The sequence below is a fragment of the Mycobacterium sp. IS-1264 genome (assembly GCF_001954195.1).
Taxonomy (GTDB): Bacteria; Actinomycetota; Actinomycetes; order Mycobacteriales; family Mycobacteriaceae; genus Mycobacterium.
This window is the reverse complement of record NZ_MBES01000078.1, coordinates 159,819-179,248: the sequence shown is the minus strand read 5'-3', so window position 1 is coordinate 179,248 and position 19,430 is coordinate 159,819. Positions and strand designations below refer to the sequence as shown.

The following is a 19,430-nucleotide window of genomic DNA, read 5'->3' as shown; positions in this document are numbered from 1 at the left end:
TTGATCAGGCGGCGTCGACAACGGCTTTGCCGGACCGCCATTGGTACACCGTCGGGGTGCAGCCGTGCATCGCGGCCAGGTCGACGGCGTCCAGCACCGCTTGCAGCGGCCCGGGCTTGCGCAACTGGCGGCCGGCGATCGCGATGCGCACGATCCCGCCCCGACGGGCGATCCGGTCGGCGGACAGCACAACCATGCGACACCACCACGGCTCGGTCAGGAAGCCCTCTCCGATGCCGAGCACGCGGGTGCGGACGGTGGTGTGACGGACCAGGTCGGTGATCCCGTGCAGGTCGGCCAGCAGTCGAAACCCGTTGCGCGGCAACACCTTGACCACGCCCGGTGACACTACCCAGCCCGGTGCCGCGAACAGCCGGGTGCGCAACCCGAGGTGTTCGAGCACCCGGTCGGCGGCCGTCAGCCGCAGGTTGGCCTCGTGCGCCCGCAGCATGGCGAACTCGCCACGCCGCTTCTTGGTGGCCGGGTCGTCGTAGCCGTGCAGCACGATGGCGTCGCCCGCGGCGCGCCGCGCGGTCAGCCACTCGACTGTGCGCGGATCGCGGTCGAGTCGGTAGTCGCCGGATAGCCGCGGGGCCACCAGCAACGACACCGGCACGTTGCGGGCATCCATTTGTGCGCAGAACGCCTCAACGTCGCCCAGGGTGCGCTCCCCTATCCCTGAGACCGAGACGATCAATTTTCCAGACACACCCGCAGTTTGACCATGTCAGGTGTCGGAATGGTGAAGGACACGCGGACAGCAGGCGTATATCGAGTCCGCGGCGACGCAGGCCAGGGACCCGGTAATCGATTCGATATGCTAAGCAACGCCATGGAGAAGGCCCGTTCCGCAGCGGCCGACACCCCGCTGACCACCACTCCCACGCGGCAGCCCGCCCCCGGCGTGCATGTCTATCCAGACAAGCTGGACGCCCGGCTGTTGCGGATCTCCGGCGTGTGCATCCTCGCCACGGTGATGGCGATACTCGACGTCACCGTCGTCAGCGTCGCGCAACGTACCTTCATCGCCGAATTCGGGTCGTCCCAAGCCGTCGTCGGATGGACGATGACCGGCTACACGCTCGCCTTGGCAACAGTAATTCCGGTAACGGGCTGGGCCGCCGACCGATTCGGCACCAAGCGGCTCTTCATGGGATCCGTGCTCGCCTTCGCGCTGGGCTCGCTGCTGTGCGCGGTGGCAGCAAACATCCTGCAGCTCATCGTGTTTCGCGTGGCGCAGGGCATCGGCGGCGGCATGCTGATGCCGCTGGGATTCATGATCATGACCCGCGAAGCGGGCCCCGGGCGGCTCGGCCGTCTCATGTCGATCCTGAGCATTCCCATGTTGCTCGCCCCCATCGGTGGGCCCATTCTGGGCGGCTGGCTCATCGACACCTCGAGCTGGAGGTGGATCTTCCTGATCAACCTCCCCATCGGCCTGGTGACCATCGTCCTCGCGGCGATCGTGTTCCCGCGAGATCACCCGGCGCGCTCGGAAACCTTCGACGTCGTCGGGGTATTGCTGCTGTCGCCGGGCCTAGCGATGTTCCTGTTCGCGGTGTCGTCGATTCCGCGCTGCGGCACCGTCGCCGATCGCCGCGTGCTGATACCGGCGGCGGTCGGCCTGGCGTTGATCGGAGCGTTCGTGCTGCACGCGTGGCACCGCGCGGACCACCCACTCATAGATTTGCGGCTGTTCCAGAACAAGGTGCTCACCCAGGCCAACGTGACGATGCTGGTCTTCGCCACCGCCTTCTTCGGCGCCGGCCTGCTGCTGCCGAGCTACTTCCAGCAGGTGCTGCATCAGTCGCCGATGCAGGCCGGCGCGCACATGATCCCGCAGGGACTCGGCGCCATGCTGACCATGCGCCTGACCGGGCCGCTCGTGGACCGGCAGGGACCGGGCAAGGTCGTCCTGGTGGGCATCGCGCTGATCACCGCCGGCCTGGGCACCTTCGCCTTCGGGGTGGCCAAGCAGGCGCAGTACCTACCCACGCTCCTGGTCGGATTGGCGATCATGGGCCTGGGCATGGGATGCACCATGATGCCGCTGTCGGTCGCGTCCGTGCAGGCGCTGGCGCCGCACCAGATCGCCCGCGGCACAACGCTGATAAGCGTCAGCCACCAGGTGGGCGGCTCGATGGGAACCGCGCTCATGTCGATGATTCTGACCAACCAGTTCAATCGAAGCGAGAACATCTCCGCGGCGAACAAACTCGCGTCGCTGCAACAGAAGGCCGCCGCCAGCGGGGCGCCACTCGATCCGGCCGCGATACCCCGCCAGGCCCTCGCCCCGGGCTTCGCGGACAATGTGCTGCACGATTTGTCGCACGCCTATACGGCGGTGTTCGTCGTCGCGGTCGCGTTGGTGGTGTCCACGGTCATCCCCGCGGTGTTTCTGCCGAAGCGGCCCGCAAGCCAAACAGCCGGATCGGACGTTTGAGATGGCTCCGTTGATCACCCTGCTGGTGGGCACCATCGCCGCTCGGTGCATCGGCTGGCTCGGCGTCGCCTACGTCAACAGCTGGGCGGCGGCGCTCGCAGTGGGACTGGCCGCGATGTTCCTGATGACCGGGTTCGCCCACTTCGCCCCGCAGCTGCGCCGCGACCTGATCGCGATTGTGCCGCCCCGGTTACCGGCACCCGGCTACCTGGTCACCATCACCGGCCTGCTCGAGCTGCTGGGCGCCGTGGGGTTATTGCTTCCCTTGACCCGAGTGGCCGCGGCCCTGTGCCTCCTGGTGCTGATGCTGGTCATGTTCCCCGCCAACGTCTACGCCGCCCGGATGCCCGATCCGCCTAAGTCGATGACGACGCAGCTACCCCTGCGCATCGCCATCGAGGTCGTCTTTCTGGGCGCGGCCGTAGCGGTCGCCGTCGGCAGCGGCTAGCAGCCACGCATACTGGAACGCGGCCTCTTCCCAGGCCCGGTAGCGACCGCTGACCCCGCCGTGGCCCGCCGCCATTTGGGTCTTGAGCAGCACCGGGTTGCCATTGGCGTTCGCGTGCCGCAACGCCGCGACCCACTTCGCAGGCTCGACGTAATAGACCCTGGTGTCGTTCAGGGACGTCATCGCCAGGATGGCGGGATACCGCTTGGTCTCGACGTTCTCGTAGGGCGAGTAGGACTTCATGTAGGCGTAGACTTCGCTGTCGCTCAACGGGTTTCCCCATTCGTCCCATTCGGTGACTGTGAGCGGCAGCGAGGGATCCAGGATGGTGGTCAGGGGGTCGACAAACGGGACTTGGGCGAGGATTCCGGCAAACAGATCCGGCGCCAGGTTGGCCACCGCGCCGACCAGCAGTCCACCCGCGCTGCCGCCCAGCGCCACCAACTCTCGCGGCCGGGTCAGGCCCGAGTCCACCAAATGCTTTGCCACCGCGACGAAGTCGGTGAAGGTGTTCTTCTTCTCGAGTAACTTGCCGTGCTCGTACCACAGCCGGCCCATCTCGCCGCCGCCGCGGACGTGGGCGATGACGAACACCATGCCCCGGTCCAGCAGCGACAGCCGCGCGATGGAAAAGCTTGGGTCCGTGCAAATCTCGTAGGCGCCATAACCGTAGAGCACCGTGGGCGCCGGGAATTCGAGGCCAGCGCGGTGCACGATCGACACGGGGATCCGAGCGCCGTCGTCTGCGCGCGCCCAGTCGCGTCGTTCCACGTAGTCCGCGTGCCGGTAATCGCCGAGCACGGGTTGCTCACGCAGTAAGACCCGTTCGCCGGTCGCCAGGTCGATGTCGTAAATGCGCGTCGGGATGACGAGCGACCCGGCCCGGATGCGCAGCCTGGGCGACTTCCAGTTCGGATTGCCGCCCAGGCCGGACGACATCAGCTCGGATTCGAATCCGATCTCTTCGGGCTCGCCGTAGCCGCCGCCGGAGTCGATGGGCCACAACTGGATCCGCGGCAACGCCTCGCGGCGGTAGCTGACCACCAGATGATCGGCGAAGGCGTCCACGCCGTCGAGCCGAACATCGTCGCGGTGCGGGATCAGGGTGCGCTGCAGCGCCGGGGCGTCGACGGGTGCCTCGGTGAGGGTGAAATTCACCGCGCCGTCGTTGTGCAGGATCAGGAAGCGATCCTGCCCCCCGATCACCGCGTGCTCCACTGAATACTCGACACCTTCGCGCCGCGGCAGCACCACGGTGAACTCCGCCTGGGGATCGGCGGCGTCCGCGTAGCGGATCTCCGACGTGATCGACGAACCCGAGGCGATGAACACGTAGGCTTCGCTGCGGGTGAGCCCCACCCCGAGCCAGAAGCGTTCGTCCGCTTCGTGATACACCAGCTCCGACGGCTCGCCGGAGCCCAAGCGATACCGCCATATCTTGTCGGGACGGTGCGCCGCGTCCAGCGTCGCGTAGTAGACGGTACGGTTGTCGGCCGCCCAGGTCACTCCGGCACCGATATCGGCGATCTCGTCTGGGAACATCTCGCCGGTCCGTAAATCCTTGAACCGCAGCGTATAGCGTTCGTCGCCAAGAACGTCGACGGAGTAGGCCAGCAGATTGGCATCCAGGCTGACCATCGCGGCGCCCAACGCGAAGAAATCGTGGCCTTCGGCCTCGATGTTCGAGTCGAGCAACACCTCTTCACCGGGTATCTCGGTGTTCTCATCGAGCGCCGGCGGGGTCCAATCATCGGGATCGGCTACCGGGCAACGGCATTGGGCGCGGTATTGCTTTCCCTCGAAGGTTCGCGAGTAGTACCACCAGTCGCCCTGACGAGTCGGCACCGAGAGGTCGGTTTCCTTGGTTCGTGCCTTGATCTCGTCGAAAATCTGCTGCCGCAACGGTTCAAGATGAGCGGTGGCCCGGTCGACGTAGTCGTTTTCGGCTTCGAGGTAGGCGATGACGTCAGGGTCGTCCTTCTCGCGCAGCCATTCATACGGGTCGACGAAGACGTCGCCGTGGTGCTCCCGCCGAGTCTCCACCCGCTTAGCGACCGGCGGCGCGGGCGTCTGCGCAATGGAATTCGTCATGCGCCGGGGCCGATCCAGTCGTCGAAGCTCATGCCGGAGATCCGTTCGTAGGCATTGATGTAACGGGCGCGGGTGGCGTCGATGATGTCCTCCGGAAGCGGCGGCGGGGGTTGTGAGCCGTTGCGGTCCCAGCCCGATTCGGGGCCGGTGAGCCAGTTGCGGACGAACTGCTTGTCGAAGCTGGTCTGCACCTCGCCCTCCCGGTAGTCGTTGGCCGGCCAGTACCGCGAGGAATCGGGCGTGAAGATTTCGTCTGCCAGCACCAGGTTGCCCTCGCCATCGGTGCCGAATTCGAATTTGGTGTCCGCGATGATGATTCCCTTCGTCAGGGCATGATCGGCGGCCTGGACATAGATCCGCAACGTGCGGTCGCGCAGCTGGTTGGCGCGCACCGCGCCCACCATCTCGATCACCTGGGCGAACGGAATGTTCTCGTCGTGGTCCCCCAGTGCGGCCTTCGTCGCCGGGGTGAACAGCGGCGTGGCGAACTTGCTGGCCTCGACCAGACCCGGCGGCAACGCGATCCCACACACCTTCCCGGTCGCCTGGTAGTCCAGCAACCCCGAGCCGGTCAGATAACCGCGTGCCACACATTCCACCGGGAGCATCTCGAGCTGCCGCACCACCAGCGCACGGCCCAGCACTTCGTCGGGGATACGCGGGTCATTCGGCGGCCCGGCCAGGTGGTTGGGGGCCTCCACGAGGTCGAAGAAAAACACGCTCATCGCGGTCAGGATGCGGCCCTTGTCCGGGATCGTGCTGTCCAGGACGTAGTCGTATGCGGAGATCCGGTCGGTCGCGACCAGCAGCAGGTGCTCGTCATCGACGCGGTACAGCTCACGGACCTTGCCGCTGGCCAGATGCTGGTAGTCGGACAGTGCGGGGCGCATCGGGCCAGCCTATCGGGCACCGCGCGGCCGACCCCGTGCCGGGAGCTGTGCTGGAATTTCGGTCATGACATCCCGGTTCGTGCCCTACTCCACCAGACCCGCCCGGCTGCTTGCCCAACTGTTCAGCGATGTCGCCGTCGTCGTGTGGACCGTCATCTGGCTGCTCGTCGGGGTCGCCGTGTACGACGCCATCTCGACAATCGCCGAAGCCGGCCGTCAAGTCGAAAGTGGCGCGCATGGCATCGGGGGCAATCTGGCGTCTGCCGGCCATGGCGCGCAGCACATTCCGCTGGTCGGCGACGCGGTCAGCAAACCGCTGACGGCTGCCAGCCACAGCGCCCTCGACATCGCGGACGCCGTCCACGACCTGGACACCACGACGAGCTGGCTCGCGGTGCTGCTCGCGATTTCTGTCGCCGCCCTCCCCATCCTGATCGCGGTCGTGCCGTGGTTCTGGCTCCGGCTCCGGTTCTTCCGGCGCAAACGAACGGTGACCGCCCTAGCCGCGACCCCGGCCGGCGAGCAACTGCTGGCGTTGCGGGCACTGACCAACCGGCCGCCACGCAAACTGACCTCCGTCAGCGCGGATCCGGTCGGTGGGTGGCGCCGTGAGGACCTCGTCACAATTCGCGCGCTGGCCGCACTCGAACTGCGCGCAGCCGGGATCACGATTCGTGCGGGCTGACAAACACGCGCCAAGCGCGCAATAGCCCGGCCGCGACGACAATCAGCCACGCCGCCAACGCGTCCCAGAAAAACACGAGCGACACGGTGATCAACGACCGCTGCCCTAGCTGGGCCGCCATGCTGTAGCTGGCCGCGGAGTACATGCCCAGCGGGAAGACGAACGCCCACCACACACCGGCGAAGTGCAGCATTTCGGGGCGGCGGCGGATGCGGTGCAGACCGAAGTAGATCAGCGGCGGAATCCACAGCGTGGCCGCCACCCAGGTCACCACCGTGAGGGCGAGCACCGGCCCGGCCAGCCACCCCGGAGCAAGGCCGTGGATCGTGTCGCCGGCCAATGTCGCAATTGCCAAGCCCCCCATCAGGATCCACGTATCGGGCTCGAACCCGTCGCGGTCCTGGCGCTGCGCGACACTGCGCCACAGGATGAGCCAGGTCATCAGGCCATAGATGCACAGCGCCGCCAGCCAAATCGGCACGGCCACCGCCAGCCACCAGCGCTCCGGGGTGTACCGGGCCGCCTTCGCGGCCACGATCGCCAGACCCGAGGTGCCCACGCTGGCCAGCTCCCACGCGCCGTGGGCACGGTCGCGCAACCGTGACCATGCAAACGCCGACATATTGCGCGCGCTGAGCGCGATCAGCACCAGCCAGGACACCAGCGCCACCACCCCCAGCGTCAGCGCCAGCACCGGCCGAGACGCCACCCGGCTGTCCAACACCGCGCAGGCGGCGACAAAGGTGAACAGCCGCAAGGTGACATCGGGATCCTTCAGATCCCACCGCGCATGGCGCCGCGTGAGGATCACCACGACGACGAGCACCACCAGGCCGAGCGAGGCCAAAACGCCCATCGTTTCGCTGATTTGGCGGTAGCCGTGATCGGCCGCGGCGATGGACAGGATTCCCGTCGCCATCACCGCGGCGAACACATCGGGTGACGGCTCGACATCGGCGAGCCGGGAAGACACCGTTACTCGGCCAGTTCCACGACGAGATGCCGGATGCCGGTATGCCGGTTGCTGCGAGTCCATTCGACCGGCCGCACCACCCGCACGGCGGAAAACCGCGTCAGCAGTTCCTCGTAGAGGACCCGCAGTTCCAGCCGGGCCAGATTGGCGCCCAGGCAATAGTGCACGCCCTGCCCGAAGCCCAGGTGCGGGTTGGGTTTTCGGGTGATATCGAATTCATCGGCGCGATCGAACACGCGGGCGTCGCGGTTGGCCGAGCCCTCCCATATCTGCACCTTCTGGCCCGCCTCGATCGACTGTCCGCCGAGCGTGACATCGCGCGTGGCGGTGCGCCGCTTGGACGGCGACGGTGACGTCCACCGCACAATCTCTTCGACTGCCGTCGGCAGCCCGTCGAGATCGGCACGCAGCGCATGCAATTGGTCGGGATGCTCGGCCAACGCCAGTAGCCCGCCGGCGACAGCGTTACGCGTCGTTTCCGCTCCGGCGCTGAACAGCAGGCTGAAGAACAGATACAACTCCAGGTCGGAAAGGGCCGGGGCGTCCGCGTCGTCGAGCATCGCATTGGCGACGACGGACAGCATGTCATCGGTCGGCTCGGCGCGCTTGGAGGCGATCAGCTGCTGGCCGTAGGAGTACATCCGCGAGCCGGCCTCCTCCACCGACAACTGCGACAGCGACGCCTTCCGCGAACCACCGAAGTCGAACTGCGGCTCGATGGCCTCGAAGAGCCAATGCCGTTCGGACTCCGGCACTCCCAGCAGGATGCAGATCATCTGCATCGGCAGCTCGGCCGCGATGTCGACCAGGAAGTCGAACGCTTCGCCGGGCACCACCGCATCCAGCAGCCGGCGCGCCCGGGCCCGCAGATCGTCTTCGACCAGACCGATCATCCGCGGCGTCAGCCCGGAGCTGACGAGCCGCCGGATTTGCGAATGCCTCGGGTCGTCCATCATGTTGAGCACCTGGCCCGCGATGGACAAGTCCTGCAACAGCGTCCCGCCGAATGGCCGCACGCCGCCGGTGACCGATGAATAGGTGACCGGATCGCGCAGCACCTCAAGGGTTTCGGCGTGCGTGGCGACCGACCAGAAGCCCTCCCCGTCGGGGGTGTTGTCGGTCGGCTGGTGCCAATACACCGGCGCCTCGCGCCGATGGACGGCGAACAGCTCGTGCGGGAATCCGTTGGCGAAGTTGTCCAGATCGGTGAAGTCGATCCCCGCGAGGGCGCCGGCGAGAGTCATAGGATCGCCCCCGGGGTGTATTTGGCGGCGTCCGGGTATCGGCTCACCAGGGTGTCCACCATCGCGACGACGCCGTCGACCTGGTCGCCGGCGGCACCGGTGAACGCCGTCTTGTCGGCGAGCGCGGCGTCCAGGGCCGCGCGGTCCAACGGCAACCGGTCGTCGGCGGCCAGCCGATCCAGCAGGTCGGGCTCCGCGCCGCGTTCCCGCATCGCCAGCGCCGTCGCCACCGCGTGTTCGCGGATCACATGGTGCGCGGCCTCGCGCCCCATGCCGGCGCGCACGGCCGCCATCAACACCTTGGTGGTGGCCAGGAACGGTAGGTAGCGGTCCAGTTCGCGCTGAATCACCGCCGGGTAGGCGCCGAACTCGTCGAGCACCGTCAAAAACGTCTCGATCTGCCCGTCGACGGCAAAGAAGCTGTCCGGCAAGGCAACTCGGCGTACCACCGAGCAGAACACGTCGCCCTCGTTCCACTGCGCGCCCGCCAGTTCGGCGGCCATCGACGCGTAGCCGCGCAGGACCACCTGCAGGCCGTTGACCCGTTCGCAACTGCGGGTGTTCATCTTGTGCGGCATGGCCGACGACCCGACCTGCCCCGGCGCGAAGCCCTCGGTGACGAGTTCGTGCCCGGCCATCAGCCGGATGGTGTGGGCCATCGACGACGGTCCGGCGCCGAGTTGCACGAGCGCGGAGATGACGTCGTGGTCCAGCGAACGCGGATACACCTGCCCGACACTGGTCAAAACCGTTGCAAAGCCCAAGAAGTCGGCGATGCGGCCTTCGAGGTCGGCCAGCTTGGCGGCGTCGCCGTCGAGCAAATCGAGCATGTCCTGCGCGGTTCCCATGGGACCCTTGATCCCGCGCAAGGGGTAGCGGTCGATCAACTCGCCCAGCCTGGTCAACGCGATCAGCGTCTCTTGCGCCGCGGAGGCGAATCGCTTGCCCAACGTGGTGGCTTGCGCGGCGACGTTGTGACTGCGTCCGGCCATCACCAGATCGCGATACGTGACCGCCCGTTCGGCGAGCCGCGCCACCACAGCAACCCCGTGGGAGAAAACCAATTCCAGCGATCGCCGGATCTGCAGCTGCTCCACGTTCTCGGTCAGGTCCCGACTGGTCATTCCCTTGTGCACATGCTCGTGACCGGCCAGCGCATTGAATTCCTCGATGCGGGCCTTGACGTCGTGGCGCAGCACTTTCTCCCGCGCCGCGATCGAGGACAGGTCCACATCGCCGAGCACCCGCTCGTAGTCGGCGATCGCTTCCGGAGGCACCGCGACACCGAGTTCCGCCTGTGCGCGTAGGACGGCCACCCACAGCTGCCGCTCCGCGACGATCTTGGCCTCCGGCGACCAGATCGCGACCATCTCGGCGCTGGCGTACCGGTCGGCCAGCACATTCGGAATGCTCACAAAGACACAGCTTACGGTTGCCCCCACCGACGGCCGGGCTTTCACCGCATCTATGGCCACAGTTGCCACATCCGTCTCTGCGCCAGGAGACGCACAAATTGCCCGCCTCACAGCGACAATTCGCCATCCGCGCAATCTGGCGTGCCATCCGATTGGCATTGTCGCTGTGAGGCGGGCACAACGGGCACCCACTTTCCCGCGGCGACCAATTTGGTCGATGTGACAGCGTCGCCGCGGCAATACTTGGCGGATGTTCTTCGCCGGCGTCGATCTCGCCTGGGCCGGCCGCAATCCGACCGGCGTGGCCGTCGTCGACGCCGCGGGCCGCCTCGTGTACATCGGCGCGGTCCGCGACGACGACGAGATCCTGGCCGCATTGCGGCCGTACGTAGGCGGCGATTGCCTGGTGGCTTTCGATGCCCCGCTGGTAGTGACCAACAGCACGGGCCAGCGGCCGGCCGAGACCGCGCTCAACCGCGACTTCCGCAGGTTCGAAGCCGGCGCCCACCCGGCCAACACCGGGAAGCCCGAGTTCGCCGACGTTCCCCGGGCCGCGCGATTGGCTCGGGCGCTGGAGCTCGATATGGACCCGCTGTCGTCGGCGACGCGGCGCGCCATCGAGGTGTACCCGCACCCGGCGACCGTGGTGCTGTTCCGGCTGGAGCGGACTTTGAAGTACAAAGCCAAGCCCGGGCGCAGCCTCGAGCGGCTCAGGTCGGAGCTGCTAGCGCTGATGGACGGCGTCGAGAAGCTCGCGCTCAGCGACGTCGCACTGGATGTCGCGTGTCACGAGGCCTGGGTCCAGCTGCGCCGTCGGGTGGTCGCCGCGCAACGCAAGAGCGATCTGCGCCGCGCCGAGGATCCCGTCGACGCCGTCGTTTGCGCCTACGTCGCGTTGTACGCGCAGCGCTGCCCGGCCGCTGTCACGGTCTATGGGGACTTCACCACCGGCTACATCGTGACGCCGACGCTGCCGCCGAACTCGCTTCGGCAGACGGGTCAGATCGGCACGGCCCGCTGATCGATCGGTGCCAGAACCTCGATCACTTCGACCACCGTCTGCTCTGCGGCGATGCGGGGATCGCGGCCCTCGACCATCGCGGACACCACCGAACCGTCGACCGCACAGAGCAGCGTGCGGACCAGCTCGATATGCACGGATCGGCCGGATCGCTCGAGCGCCTCGGCAACGGCCTCGGCGCGCTGGCGCAAGTTGCGGCGCATGGTCTCACGCAACGCGGGCAGGCGGGTGCAGGCGAGCAGCCGCTCGTACCGCGAAATCAACTGGTCGGCGAGTCCCGGACTGGATACGTCCTCCACGAGCAACTCGACCAGCATCTCGGCGGTGGTCTCGGGGCCGCGGCGCCGGCGCGACAGGCCGTTGACCCGCGCCCGTAGCTGCGCCACCTCGATCATGCCGATGTGTTCGACCGCGCGCGCGATCAAATCGTCGAGCGACGAGAAGTAGTAAGTCGTAGAGGCCAATGGCAGGCCGGCCCGCTGAGCGACCGCTCGGTGTCGCACCGCTTCGAAGCCGCCCTCGGCAAGCAGCTCGGCGGCCGCGCTCACGAGCGCGTACCGGCGGCGTTCTCCTTTTGGAGTAACTGCTGCTGTCACGAATAGCCATGGTGCCAGTAAAAGTGGTACTGCGATGCCATTTCGGCCAAACGGCCATGGCATGATTGCCGGATGCCCGACTTGAGCCGCCGCGCAGTGCTCGGTCTCGGCGTCGGCGTGGCCGCCGGGGCGGCCGGCGCAATCGGACTCGACATCCTGTTCCAGCCCCGCACATCTCAAGCCATGCCGGCATCGGGGGCCGGCACGCAGGTTCCGGTGGCGCCGGCGCCGCCGCTCGAACCCGCCCCGCCGGCTCAGGCTGCGCCGACGATGACGACCGGTTCCTTCGTGTCGGCAGCACGCGGCGGAATCTCGACCAACTGGGCGATCGCGCGCCCGCCGGGCCAGACGAAGGCGCTGCGACCGGTCATCGCGCTGCACGGCAAGGGCAGTGACGCGTCGACCGTGATGGCCGGCGGTGTCGAGCAGGGTCTGGCCCAGGCCGTCAACGCCGGCCTTCCGCCATTCGCGGTGGTCGCCGTCGACGGCGGCGGCGGCTATTGGCACAAGAGGGCGTCTGGCGACGACGCCGGCGCGATGGTGCTCAACGAACTGATCCCGATGCTGGATAGCCAGCACCTGGACACCTCGCGGGTCGCATTCCTGGGCTGGTCGATGGGTGGCTACGGCGCGCTGTTGCTCGGCGGGCGGCTCGGGCCCGCGCGCACCGCCGCGATCTGTGCGGTGAGCCCGGCGCTGTGGCTGTCCTCGGGCGCGGCCGCGCCCGGCGCGTTCGACGGCGCCGACGACTTCGCGGCGAACTCGGTGTTCGGAATGCCTGCGCTGGCATCGATCCCGATCCGGGTGGATTGCGGCGATAGCGACCCGTTCTACGCGGCGACCAAGCAATTCATCGCTCAACTGCCCAACCCACCCGCGGGCGGTTTCTCCCCCGGCGGGCACACGGCAGAATTCTGGAGCTCACAGCTGCCGGCCGAGCTGACCTGGATGGCACCGCTGCTGACGGCGTGAGCCCGTGGTGCGCGCGTTACGCTCGCGAGCGTGACCGCACCGTTCGGTTGGAGCTTCCCCTACGCCTGGCCGCGCAAACCCCTGCTGGCCGCCAACGTGGTGTGCACGTCGCAACCGCTCGCCGCGCAGGCGGGTCTTCGGATGCTCGCCCAGGGCGGCAATGCGGTCGACGCCGCCGTCGCGACGGCCATCACTCTGACCATCGTGGAACCGGTGTCGAACGGCATCGGATCGGACGCGTTCGCCATCGTCTGGGATGGCAATCGACTGCACGGACTGAACGCTTCGGGTCGCTCACCCGCGGCGTGGACGCCAGAGTACTTCGGCGGCAACGCCGTTCCCGCACTCGGCTGGAATTCGGTGACCGTACCGGGAGCGGTGTCGGCGTGGACCGAACTGCACACCAAGTTCGGAAAGCTCCCGTTCGACATGCTGTTCGAGCCCGCGATCGGCTACGGCCGCGACGGCTTCCTGGTCTCGCCGACGGTCGCGGAGCAGTGGGCGGCTCAGGTCCCGCTCTTCAAGGAGCAGCCCGGGTTCGCCGAGGCCTTCATGCCCGGCGGGCGCGCGCCGAAAGCCGGTGAGCGGTTTAGGTTTCCCGACCATGCGGCCACGCTCGAGAAGATCGCGGCAACCGGGGGTGCGGCGTTCTATCTCGGGGAGCTGGCGGACAAACTCGAGTCGCATGCGGCGGCGAACGGCGGAGCCATGCGGGCCGACGACCTCGCCGCTCACCGCGCCGACTGGGTAGGCACGATCGACACCACCTATCGCGGCTACACCGTCCACGAGATACCGCCCAATGGGCAGGGCATCGTGGCCCTGATGGCGCTGGGAATCCTGGAGCACTTCGACATGGCCTCGCTGCCAGCCGATTCCGCCGACAGCGTGCACCTTCAGATCGAAGCGGTGAAGCTGGCTTTCGCCGACGCGCAGGCCTACGTCGCCGATGCGAACCACATGCCGTTTCCCACACAACGCTTGCTGAATAAGGAATATCTGCGGAAGCGGGCGGCGCTGATCGACCAGGGTCAGGCCAAACCGGCGTCCGCCGGCACCCCGGCGGGGGGCACCGTGTATCTGACCGCCGCGGACGCCGCGGGGATGATGGTGTCGATGATCCAGTCCAACTACATGGGATTCGGCTCCGGTGTGGTGGTGCCGGGCACGGGGATTTCGCTGCAGAATCGGGGCGCGGATTTCGCTGCGATGCAAGGCCATCCGAACCAAGTCGGCCCGCGCAAGCGCCCCTATCACACGATCATCCCGGGCTTTGTCACCAAAGACGGGAGCCCCGTGATGAGCTTCGGGGTGATGGGCGGTCCCATGCAACCCCAGGGTCACGTGCAGGTGATGGTGCGCATCGCCGACCACGGCCAGAACCCGCAGGCGGCGTGCGACGGCCCTCGCTTCCGTTGGATACAGGGGACGCAGGTCAGCTGCGAACGGGGTTTCCCGCCCTCGACGCTCGACGAGCTCCGGCGGCGCGGGCATGACCTGGTGGCCGTGGACGACTACAGCCAATTCGGTAGCTGCCAAGCGATCTGGCGCCTGGACGGCGGATATTTCGCGGCGAGCGATCCACGCCGGGACGGGCAAGCGACGGGTTTTTGAAACCCGCTAGACGCTGATCTTGCCCTCCGCGGCCGCCAGGCCGATGTCGCTGCGGAAATGACTGCCGGGCAACCGAATTGACGCGAGGATTTCGTAGGCGCGGCTGCGCGCAGCGGCCAGGTCGGCGCCGGTGCCCACCACCGACAGCACCCGCCCGCCCGACGAGACGATCGCGCCGTCGTCGCGCCGGGTCGTCCCGGCATGCAGCACCCCCTCGGCTTCGGAGCCGACGACGACGTCTCCGACCCGCGGGCGCCCGGGATAGTTTTCGGCCGCCAGCACGACGGTCACCGCGGCGCCGTCCCGCCAGCGCAGTTCACCGAAGTCCGCCAGCGTGCCGGTGCCCGCCGCATACAGCAGCTGGCCGAGCGGCGAGTCCAGCAGGGCCAGCACGGCCTGCGTCTCGGGATCGCCGAAGCGGCAATTGAATTCGACCACCGCGGGCCCCTTCGCGGTGATCGCCAGACCGACGTACAACAATCCGGAGAACGGGCTTTCGCGCCTAACCAGTTCGGCGGCAACGGGTTCGACGATCTGGCTGACGATTTCCCGGTGCAGCTCGTCGGGCAGCCAGGGCAGCGGCGCATAGGCGCCCATGCCGCCCGTGTTGGGCCCGGTGTCGCCCTCGCCCACCCGCTTGAAGTCCTGTGCCGGCAGCAACGGCACCACGGTCGGGCCGTCGACGACACAGAACAGCGACACCTCGGGGCCGTCCAGATAGGACTCCAGCAGCACCGGGTGACCGGCCTCGAGCAGGGCGGCGGCGTGCGCGCGCGCGACGTCGCGATCCGGCGTCACCACCACACCCTTGCCGGCGGCCAAATGGTCGTCCTTGACCACCCAGTTCGGGTCGCCGGCGGGGGGCCCGAACCGGTCCAGGGCCGCGTCCAAAAGGGCTGGGCTGTCGACGATTTCGCTATCGGCGGTGCGCACATCGGCGGCCGCCATGACCTCCTTGGCGAACGCCTTGGAGCCTTCGATGCGTGCCGCGTCCTTACCGGGACCGAAGCAGACGATGCCGGCCTCCCGGACGGCGTCGGCCACGCCAAGCACCAGCGGCACCTCGGGACCGATCACCACCAGGTCGGCCCGGACCTCGCGGGCCAGGGCGACGACCTCTTCGCCGGAGGTGACGTCCACATCGCGCTGCTCGGCGAGCCGGGCGGTGCCGGCGTTGCCGGGGGCGATGGCCAGCCCGGTGACCTCGGGGTCCCTGCCGAGCGCGAGCAGCAGGGCGTGTTCACGGGCACCGGAACCGACCACCAGGACGCGCACGAAACGTCACTCTAGCGGGCCGGCTAGTCGCCGGTATTGCCCCTGTGCATCTTCACCGCGTTGTCGACGTTGGCCTTCTTGTCCTCCCCGGCGCCCTTTGCCGCGGCCTTCTTGCGCTTGGCCACCACGGTGTCGACCGCGCCGTTGAGCGCCGAGCCCAGCGGGAACCCGAGATAGTGGGTGAGGAAGACGGCCATCTCCTTGAGTTCGGTCTCGCTGAGCTCCCCGTTGAGCAATGCCGCATTGATTTGGATCTCGGCCAGGTCGCGATTTCCGACGGCGGTTACCGCAGTCAGCGTCATGATGCGCTTGTCGCGCATCGACAATCCCGGCCGGGACCAGATAGTGCCGAATAGGTGGTCGACGGTCAGGTCGAAGTACGCGTCGCCCTCGATGTTGGGCATCTCCCAGCCGTAGACCTCGTTCATTTTTTCGAGGCCTTTGCGGCGCAGTTCGTCCATTTAGGTTTCTTCCTGTGTGTGCGGTACTCCGAGGCCGGCCGCCAGCCGCTCGAAGGCCAGCTCCGCGAGCGGTAGCTCAACCGATACGGCCTCACCCAAGGCCAGCGCCAGACTCAGATCCTTCTCCCCCAGGCCGCGGGTGTGCAAGAACGGCTGGTACAGGAAGTGGTCGGGCTCAAGGTCTTTCATGTCGTCGCGCACCATGATCGCCCCGGCCCCGCCGGTCAGCTGGTCGGTATGGCGCACCACCCGGCCCAGGGCTTGCAGATCGAGCCCGGCCGCCTCGGCCAGCTTCATCGCTTCGCAGGCCGCGGCGTAGGAGGTGAACGTCAACATGTTGCGCGCCAGTTTCATTCGCGTCCCCGCGCCGGGCTCACCGGCGTGTACAACCATCGCCGCCCAGTGTTTGAACGCCGGCTTGATGCGCTCGTACACCTCACGCTCGGCGCCCACCATGGTGGCGAGCTCACCCTTCGCCGCGGCGGCCGCCCCACCACTCACCGGCGCGTCGACGATATGGATGCCTTGCGGTTTGTGCTCTGCCGCGAGCTCGACAGCGGTGGTGTCGCTGATGGTCGAGTGGATCGCGATGACCGTGCCCACCTTCGCATGGGCGGCCAGCTCGCCGACGACCTCTCGCACCTGGGCGTCGTTGAGCACGGTGATATGGATGATGTCCGCGACGGCGACGTCTGCCACGCTGTCGGCCAGGCCGGCGCCCTTTTCGGCCAGTGGCGTCATCGCCTCGGTCCGGATGTCGTAAACCGTTAGTCCGCCGGGCCATTCGGTCATCTTCGTGGCCATCGGTGCGCCCATGTTTCCCAGGCCGATGTAGCCCAGCTTCAGCTCTGTCATGACCGTATTATCTGCCCGCCGTCGACGTTGAAGATCTGCCCGGTGATCCACGAGGCCTCGTCGGACAGCAGGAACAGGCACATGCCGATCAGGTCGTCGGGAGTTCCCATGCGCGACAACGGAAGACCCTTGACGATGTCGTCGACCATCTCCTTGGGCGTGGTGGTCCGGTTGGCCTCGGTGTCGATGGGGCCGGGCGCGATGGCGTTGATCCGGATGTTGCGGCCGCCCAGTTCCCGCGAGAGCTGCTGTGTCAAACCGTTGACGCCGACCTTGGCAAGGCCGTAGTAGTTCGCGTACAGCCACGCGGCGGTGGACGACTGGTTGACGATCGCGCCGCCGCCGCGCTTGGACATCTTCTTGTACACCGCTCGCGTGCACCACAGCGCGCCATCGAGGTTGACGCTCATGAATTTCCTGTAGTACTCGGGATCGATGGTGAGCAAGAAGTCCAGCTTCATGCCGCCGAAGATCGCCGCGTTATTGACGAGGTAGTCGATGCCACCGAACTCGGCCAGCGTGCGATCGGCCATCGCCTTGGCCGAATCCGGATCGGAGACGTCGACCGGAACTGCCAGCGCCGTGCCGCCGTCGGCGGCGATCTGCTTGGCCACCCCTTCGGCGGCCTCCGCGTTGATGTCCGCTACGACCACCGCCGCGCCCTCACGGGCCAGCGCCTCGGCGTACGCCTGGCCGATGCCGCCGCCCGATCCGGTGACGATGGCGACCTTGTTTTCGAACCGCATCTTTTCCTCTCGCACGTTCACTGGACCGCTGTCGCAATGGTTTTGACTTCCAGGTATTCCTCGAAGCCGGCAAGCCCCATTTCCCGGCCGTTGCCGGACTGTTTGTATCCGCCGAACGGCGCGTCGGCGGAGTACCACACGCCGCCGTTGACATTGATCGTGCCCGCGCGGACCCGTGCGGCGACCCTCGCCGCCCTCTCCGGGTCGGCGCCGAACACGCTGCCGGACAACCCGTATGGCGAGTCGTTGGCGATGCGCACGGCATCGTCGTCGCCGTCATGCGGAATCACCGTCAGGACGGGGCCGAAGATCTCCTCGCGCGCGCAGCGGGCGTCGTTGCCCAACCCAGCGATCAGGGTGGGCTCGATGAAGAAACCGACGTCGCGGTCGGCCGGCCGTCCGCCCCCGCACGCAAAGGTCCCGCCCTCGGCGATCGCCGAGTCGAGATAGCCCTGGATCCGGTCGCGCTGGCGTGCGGAAATGACTGGGCCGCAAATTGTTCCGGGATCGGTCGGGTCGCCGGGCTTGATACCGCCCATCGTCGCGGCCGCGACCGCGACGGCGTCGTCGTACCGCGCCCGCGGGACCAGTAACCGGGTGGTGATTGCGCATCCCTGCCCGGCGTGCATGCACACCGAGAACCCCGCCACGCCCACCGCGGCGTTCAGGTCGGCGTCGTCGAGGACGATGAACGCCGACTTGCCGCCCAGCTCGAGGAACACCTTCTTGATGGTCGCGGCGCCGTCGGCCATCACGCTGCGGCCGGTGGCGGTCGATCCGGTGAACGAAACCATGTCCACCCGAGGGTCTTTGGCCAACAGCGCACCCACGCCGTGGTCGCTGGACGTGACGATGTTGATCACGCCGGGCGGAAAGTCGGTGTGCTCGGCGATGAGTTCCCCGAGCACGGCGGCGCACCAGGGCGTATCGGGGGCGGGCTTTAAGACGACGGTATTTCCGGCGGCCAGCGCGGGCCCGATCTTGGCGAGGTTGATCTGGTGCGGGAAGTTCCACGGGGTGATGGCCCCGACGACCCCGACGGCCTCACGGGCGATGGTGCGCCGGGTGGGGATCCCCATCGGTGACGCCTCGCCGAGATCCTGGCTGTATTCGTATGATTCGGCGGTATCGGCCGCGAATGCGAGGTCGTTGACCGGGACTTCGAGCTGAGCGATCGCGGTGAGCATGCGCGGCGCGCCCACTTCGGCGATGGTGATCTCGCGCAATTCTTCGAGGTGCTGGTGCATCGCATCTCGCAGCTGCCGCACACACCGCACCCGCAATTCGGTGTTGCGCGACCAGTCCGTCTCGTCGAAGGCATGCCGGGCGGCATCGATCGCGCGGCCCATGTCTTCGGCGTCGGCGTCGGCGGCGACGCCGAGCACCTCCTCGGTCGCCGGATTGATGGTCGGGAAGGTACCCGCGTTTCCGGTCGACATCTTGCCGTCGATGAACAGCGCGCTCACGCCGTCGGCCAACAGGGCCATCTCCCGCTCCCGTCTGTGGCGATTCGAAGGGCAAATCCACGAAGCCAATCAAGTGGACAGTTGTCCGATATTGTCCCATCGCACCATAGTCGCCAGGCTGTCTGCGGTGCAAGGGCCGACCTGATCCCACCCGATGAGGCCTGCGCTAAGGCCGCGTTACGCTGGGTATTTGCGAAACGGGCTTGCCTCGCCTCGCGCTTATCCGATAGCTTGG

18 protein-coding genes are annotated in these 19,430 nt (G+C 67.4%); 6 read left to right on the top strand and 12 right to left on the bottom strand.

Annotation, left to right across the window (positions count from 1 at the left end; genetic code table 11):
- Positions 1 to 4: 4 nt before the first annotated feature.
- Positions 5 to 709 (bottom strand): DUF2334 domain-containing protein, encoded by a 705-nt coding sequence (locus tag A5744_RS21070; RefSeq protein ID WP_076064297.1) that lies wholly within the window; start codon positions 707 to 709, stop codon positions 5 to 7.
- A 108-nt stretch (positions 710 to 817) separates the two neighbouring features.
- Between A5744_RS21070 and A5744_RS21065 the strand changes: the two genes are divergently transcribed.
- Positions 818 to 2,443 (top strand): DHA2 family efflux MFS transporter permease subunit, encoded by a 1,626-nt coding sequence (locus A5744_RS21065; protein WP_170874550.1) that lies wholly within the window; start codon positions 818 to 820, stop codon positions 2,441 to 2,443.
- Position 2,444: 1 nt separating this feature from the next.
- The gene (locus A5744_RS21060) at positions 2,445 to 2,891 is read left to right on the top strand and encodes a DoxX family protein (protein WP_076064295.1); all 447 of its coding nucleotides are present in this window, start codon (positions 2,445 to 2,447) and stop codon (positions 2,889 to 2,891) included.
- Here the strand turns inward: A5744_RS21060 and A5744_RS21055 are convergent.
- Positions 2,820 to 4,982: a S9 family peptidase gene (locus tag A5744_RS21055; RefSeq protein ID WP_076064294.1), complete on the bottom strand. Its 2,163-nt coding sequence runs from the start codon at positions 4,980 to 4,982 to the stop codon at positions 2,820 to 2,822. The genes A5744_RS21060 and A5744_RS21055 overlap by 72 nt on opposite strands.
- The gene (locus tag A5744_RS21050; RefSeq protein WP_076064293.1) at positions 4,979 to 5,872 is read right to left on the bottom strand and encodes a phosphoribosylaminoimidazolesuccinocarboxamide synthase; all 894 of its coding nucleotides are present in this window, start codon (positions 5,870 to 5,872) and stop codon (positions 4,979 to 4,981) included. The genes A5744_RS21055 and A5744_RS21050 overlap by 4 nt, the downstream gene beginning before the upstream one ends.
- A gap of 64 nt (positions 5,873 to 5,936) precedes the next feature.
- Here A5744_RS21050 and A5744_RS21045 point away from each other — a divergent pair, with 64 nt between their 5' ends.
- A complete protein-coding gene (locus tag A5744_RS21045; RefSeq protein WP_076064292.1) occupies positions 5,937 to 6,557 on the top strand; it encodes a hypothetical protein in 621 nt (206 codons plus the stop codon).
- Here A5744_RS21045 and A5744_RS21040 read toward each other — a convergent pair.
- From A5744_RS21040 to purB, 3 genes are read right to left on the bottom strand one after another with little or no spacing between them, the layout of a single operon-like run.
- Positions 6,538 to 7,530 carry a tellurite resistance/C4-dicarboxylate transporter family protein gene (locus tag A5744_RS21040; protein ID WP_076064291.1) on the bottom strand — a complete coding sequence of 331 codons (993 nt, stop codon included), beginning with the start codon at positions 7,528 to 7,530 and terminating at the stop codon, positions 6,538 to 6,540. The two genes, A5744_RS21045 and A5744_RS21040, sit on opposite strands and share 20 nt — an antisense overlap.
- A gap of 2 nt (positions 7,531 to 7,532) precedes the next feature.
- The gene (locus tag A5744_RS21035) at positions 7,533 to 8,774 is read right to left on the bottom strand and encodes a cytochrome P450 (protein ID WP_076064290.1); all 1,242 of its coding nucleotides are present in this window, start codon (positions 8,772 to 8,774) and stop codon (positions 7,533 to 7,535) included.
- Positions 8,771 to 10,189 carry an adenylosuccinate lyase gene (gene purB, locus A5744_RS21030; protein WP_076064289.1) on the bottom strand — a complete coding sequence of 473 codons (1,419 nt, stop codon included), beginning with the start codon at positions 10,187 to 10,189 and terminating at the stop codon, positions 8,771 to 8,773. The genes A5744_RS21035 and purB overlap by 4 nt, the downstream gene beginning before the upstream one ends.
- Positions 10,190 to 10,439: 250 nt before the next feature.
- On the opposite strand from purB, the gene A5744_RS21025 reads away from it, so the two are divergent.
- Positions 10,440 to 11,210: a DUF429 domain-containing protein gene (locus A5744_RS21025; protein WP_076064288.1), complete on the top strand. Its 771-nt coding sequence runs from the start codon at positions 10,440 to 10,442 to the stop codon at positions 11,208 to 11,210.
- On the opposite strand, the gene A5744_RS21020 is transcribed toward A5744_RS21025, so the two are convergent.
- The gene (locus tag A5744_RS21020; RefSeq protein ID WP_083662892.1) at positions 11,189 to 11,869 is read right to left on the bottom strand and encodes a TetR family transcriptional regulator; all 681 of its coding nucleotides are present in this window, start codon (positions 11,867 to 11,869) and stop codon (positions 11,189 to 11,191) included. The genes A5744_RS21025 and A5744_RS21020 overlap by 22 nt on opposite strands.
- 9 nt (positions 11,870 to 11,878) lie before the next feature.
- Here A5744_RS21020 and A5744_RS21015 point away from each other — a divergent pair, with 9 nt between their 5' ends.
- Positions 11,879 to 12,778, top strand: a complete 900-nt coding sequence (locus A5744_RS21015; protein ID WP_076064286.1) for an alpha/beta hydrolase-fold protein — start codon at positions 11,879 to 11,881, stop codon at positions 12,776 to 12,778.
- A gap of 30 nt (positions 12,779 to 12,808) precedes the next feature.
- The gene (locus A5744_RS21010) at positions 12,809 to 14,392 is read left to right on the top strand and encodes a gamma-glutamyltransferase family protein (protein ID WP_076064285.1); all 1,584 of its coding nucleotides are present in this window, start codon (positions 12,809 to 12,811) and stop codon (positions 14,390 to 14,392) included.
- A gap of 6 nt (positions 14,393 to 14,398) precedes the next feature.
- On the opposite strand, the gene purD is transcribed toward A5744_RS21010, so the two are convergent.
- Genes purD through A5744_RS20985 form a run of 5 tightly spaced genes read right to left on the bottom strand, consistent with a single transcriptional unit; the run spans position 14,399 to position 19,216 of the window.
- On the bottom strand, positions 14,399 to 15,667 hold the full coding sequence (gene purD, locus A5744_RS21005; RefSeq protein ID WP_076064284.1) for a phosphoribosylamine--glycine ligase: 1,269 nt from the start codon (positions 15,665 to 15,667) through the stop codon (positions 14,399 to 14,401).
- Between the two features lie 23 nt (positions 15,668 to 15,690).
- Positions 15,691 to 16,128 (bottom strand): carboxymuconolactone decarboxylase family protein, encoded by a 438-nt coding sequence (locus A5744_RS21000; RefSeq protein ID WP_076064283.1) that lies wholly within the window; start codon positions 16,126 to 16,128, stop codon positions 15,691 to 15,693.
- On the bottom strand, positions 16,129 to 16,983 hold the full coding sequence (locus tag A5744_RS20995; protein ID WP_076064282.1) for an NAD(P)-dependent oxidoreductase: 855 nt from the start codon (positions 16,981 to 16,983) through the stop codon (positions 16,129 to 16,131).
- Positions 16,980 to 17,729 carry an SDR family oxidoreductase gene (locus A5744_RS20990; protein ID WP_076064360.1) on the bottom strand — a complete coding sequence of 250 codons (750 nt, stop codon included), beginning with the start codon at positions 17,727 to 17,729 and terminating at the stop codon, positions 16,980 to 16,982. Before A5744_RS20990 ends, A5744_RS20995 begins: the two co-directional genes overlap by 4 nt.
- Positions 17,730 to 17,746: 17 nt before the next feature.
- Positions 17,747 to 19,216, bottom strand: coding sequence for an aldehyde dehydrogenase (locus tag A5744_RS20985; protein ID WP_076064281.1), 1,470 nt, complete (start codon positions 19,214 to 19,216; stop codon positions 17,747 to 17,749).
- Positions 19,217 to 19,430: the final 214 nt, after the last annotated feature.